Annotated in this window: 3 protein-coding genes; 1 reads left to right on the plus strand and 2 read right to left on the minus strand. The window is 36.8% G+C overall.

Annotation, left to right across the window (positions count from 1 at the left end):
* Window positions 1-409: 409 nt before the first annotated feature.
* Entirely contained in the window at window positions 410-1,750 is a 1,341-nt protein-coding gene (locus tag FTV13_RS15375) for a MobA/MobL family protein (protein ID WP_257218540.1), read from the minus strand.
* Window positions 1,751-1,963: 213 nt separating this feature from the next.
* On the opposite strand from FTV13_RS15375, the gene FTV13_RS15380 reads away from it, so the two are divergent.
* A complete protein-coding gene (locus FTV13_RS15380) occupies window positions 1,964-2,695 on the plus strand; it encodes a hypothetical protein (protein WP_180012526.1) in 732 nt (243 codons plus the stop codon).
* A 64-nt stretch (window positions 2,696-2,759) separates the two neighbouring features.
* Here the strand turns inward: FTV13_RS15380 and FTV13_RS15385 are convergent, their stop codons facing one another.
* On the minus strand, window positions 2,760-3,026 hold the full coding sequence (locus FTV13_RS15385; RefSeq protein ID WP_180012528.1) for a hypothetical protein: 267 nt from the start codon (window positions 3,024-3,026) through the stop codon (window positions 2,760-2,762).
* Between the last annotated feature and the right edge of the window lie 625 nt (window positions 3,027-3,651).

Raw genomic sequence — 3,651 nt, forward strand, 5'->3', positions numbered from 1 at the left:
TCCCTCCACATGCAACGCATGCCAATCCGTAAAACGGACACGCAGGAGCAGGCAAAGCTCGAACAAAAATATTTTGTTGCTTATTTGATGAACGCTAAAAACATGAAATAACGAAGTTTTTACATTGAAGACTTGTCTTTTTTCCGTGATAACTCGATAATTGAAATCAGGTACAAAGCCTTTTGGTGAAATCATAACGGTCGTCAAACCTTATGATCTTCGTTATTCGATGGTGAGACATCAAATAACTGCGTACCGACAAATTACAACGGAAAAGCCTCTAAATGCAACATATTTAGAGGCTTTTTTGTTTTAAATTTCAAATAACTCAAGAACTTATTGACTTATGCCATGTTTCAGCGTTTCACGCTGAAATTTTTGCACGTTTTTTTAACTCGCTTCGCTCGACTTAAAGTCTGAAATCATTGCTGTAATCATCGTCATTTCGCGTATTTTCGACTTTTTGCTCTGTGCGTGTACTTCTATCTAAAATATGCTCAATCGTTGAAATACGCTCATTTAGACGCTCTGAAATACGTTTTTCATCGTAGCTCATTGAACGACCATCACAATGCTGCTGAATTGTCTCTAAATCATGCTTATAAATCTCATTCACTAGAGCTGACACTTCTTTGCGATTTTCTTTCATTAAAACGTCATTCAGTAATGATGCTTTATGTTCAATTGCTTCGATATAGTTAATGTTTTTGTCGTCTTGTAATGCTGCAAGCTGTCTGATTTGTTTAACTTTGTCAGCAGTCGCTTGATAAGTTATTAAGTCTAATCTGTATGCTAAATCTGACGCAGAAACACGCTCAATGTCTTGCTGTTGTTGCTTCTTAGCTTCATTCTGCTTCTGCAAAGCTGCGTAGTAGTACTGACAATATAGTTCCATATTGTTGTGGTCGCGGATCTCTTGAACTTTTTGAATCAGGGCTTCACGTTCAGCGAGTTTCTGCTGATACTCTCGATTCTTTTCATCATCATCGAATGTCAGATTCGGGTCTAAATGCAAGAGCGATTTAGGTATCATTGGCACTGCTTTTAAATCAGTGCCGTGCAGCTTGTTGTAATCCCGATGATTCAGGCATGACACGACACTAGGCACTTCAACCTCGATGCCTTTGATCATCATAATTTTAGTTGGTGCATATTCTTCAAGCGATTCATTAATTAAGACTTCGGCTTCTGCACGAAGTTGATCGACTAGATCAGTACCATCTCCCCTAAAGTCAGCAGTAACTTTTCTAGCACCCCCATTTTCTGGGTTTTTATCGTTATAGCGTTTAAAAAATTGTTCTGCTGTTCTGTCAAACTCATCGAGTGCTCGCTCACTAAACATCAAATGTAGGTGCGGTTGGTCTTGTCCACTAATTGCGCTTTTATGATTATGAATCGCTGCCGTGTACGGAAAGTTAAACTTATTACAAAACTGCTCAATGATTTTCTCAGTGAGTTCGATGCGCTGTTCTGGTGTGAGTTCTTTAGGTAGAGCAAGCACAATGCTTGTCGCAGTACGTCCGTTTTTTCGTTCATATAATTCGGCAGCTTCCCAAAATAGATCGGGGCGATTTTCGGCAAAGCTGGGCATGTTGCCACTTTTCACAAACTCAACTTTTTCAGCATGATCTTTATGATTTGCATACTCTTTAGTTCGAGTGATGTATCTGAATCTTTTTACACACGAAACCGGTTTTTTTGTTTTACCATTTTTCGAAGTCGGAGCTTTTGATGTGTGCTCATAACTCATGTGATACATAGTGCCCCGCTCCCCCGCTTTTGCTTTTGCCCCGCAGGGCGAAGTAGTAGTGTTTCTAATTGATATGATTGCGTAGTGATCATATCGAATTAGAAACACGGAAACGAGCAAAACATTAAATAAATTACTCACGTAATTTAATTTAATTTTTGTATCATGACAATGTATGATTGATAACAGTAAATTTTGGATTTTGGATTTTGTATGGGAAATCGTGGAAGACCTAAAATTGATGTAACAGATACAGACTTAGTTGAACTGAATAATTTTATTGATTCACTTCTTTTTTTGAGTAAACAACAAGAACGATTTAATCAGATTTCTAACAAAACTGATAAAACTGATTTTTCTGAGGATGAAATAAAACTGATCAAGTCGAATTTACGTGAAATGAAAGTACATAAAAAACGTATAGAAACTCTCGAAATAATCAGATTTAAGACAAAAACAACTCAACAATTAACCGATCTTGAAAAAGAAATTTCAAGTTACGACTTATCTAAACGTGATGATTTCTTCAATTGTCACAAAGCACTCAATACATATATTCGACTTGAAAAAATTACTCATAGTGAAATCAAACGTATTGATCATAAAGTTAGAAATGAACGTATTAAAAAAGTCAGAAAAGAACAGACAGACGGACAAAAACGTAGAAAAGAAAATGAAAGAAGAAAGTATTTTCTCGGTGGTGTTGTTCTTAAATATAGTAAGTTTTTAAAAGACAATTACTTATTTAGTTCCGAAGATACAGAAGAAGCGATTTTACAACATTTACTTGAAGATTTTATTGTTTGCAACTACTTGTCAGACGTAACGAATAATAATGAAGATAAAGCAGCTAATGTAAGAAAAGTGATTAAAAACAATCACTCTGAGATAATCGAGAAAATAAGAAACATGTCTAATGAAATCGAAAATGATAAACGTAGATGACGAATTTCAATATCCTCTCGCCTGGGTACAGCCCAGGCGAGGTTATTGGAATTTGGCATCATTATTATTTTCTACAAATAACTCTAAAAGACTGCTCTAACGCTTTTGCATCATCATAGTTAAGTTTTTGAGCAAGTTTAAAAAAGTTCTCAGTTGACATTTTTGTGTAGAGATAATGCAGTTGAAGTAACCAGTTTTTTAAGTTTTCAAGTTCTTGATTTACTTCATTTAAGTAAGAAATATCTAAATCATTTTCTGCAAATGTTTTCAAAGCGTGATATGCAACATCACTCATTGTTGACGTTTCAAAGTGTTCATTAATATCAATCATTATTAACCTCTAAACATATAAATTAGCCTAAGCAGAATTAGAAAAACAGAAAACAGCTCTGCCCTATTCATTACTTAGTTCAAAAGCCTTAAAAGCAAATGCTCTCAACTTCTCAACACGCCCCCAAAGCGTCGCACTTCGTGCTTTGGCTTTGGAAACGGTTGAGAGAGTTTCGGCAATACTCTCCCTAAAGGCGGTCATTTAAAAAAATGACGCATCCTTTAAGTATTGCCGATTTACCGCATATTCTTTTGGCTTCGGAGCCACGTATATCGGTCGTATCCGCACATAGCTTTGCAAACTATGCAGACAAGGACTAAAGGTCTTGCACCTCTCCCCACACGCTCCCTGTCGAAGTATGGCGGTATCTCTGCGAGGGTTTCCCCAACATACAACTTAACCAACCTATACAACTACTCTTAACGCTCCGCTTTTGTGAGATTCCCCTGTAGCGGTTTAGCCTTTCGACTATCGCTACGTTGCACCAGTGACACTTATTCCCTCCACATGCAACGCATGCCAATCCGTAAAACGGACACGCAGGAGCAGGCAAAGCTCGAACAAAAATATTTTGTTGCTTATTTGATGAACGCTAAAAACATGAAATAACGAAGTTTTTACATTG

It is taken from the genome of Acinetobacter sp. YH12235, from assembly GCF_013417705.1.
GTDB lineage: Bacteria > Pseudomonadota > Gammaproteobacteria > Pseudomonadales > Moraxellaceae > Acinetobacter.

Coding starts and splice junctions, on each gene's coding strand:
- FTV13_RS15375 (WP_257218540.1), bottom strand. CDS start 1,750: ATGAGTTATGAGCACACATCAAAAGCTCCGACTTCGAAAAATGGTAAA.
- FTV13_RS15380 (WP_180012526.1), top strand. CDS start 1,964: ATGGGAAATCGTGGAAGACCTAAAATTGATGTAACAGATACAGACTTA.
- FTV13_RS15385 (WP_180012528.1), bottom strand. CDS start 3,026: ATGATTGATATTAATGAACACTTTGAAACGTCAACAATGAGTGATGTT.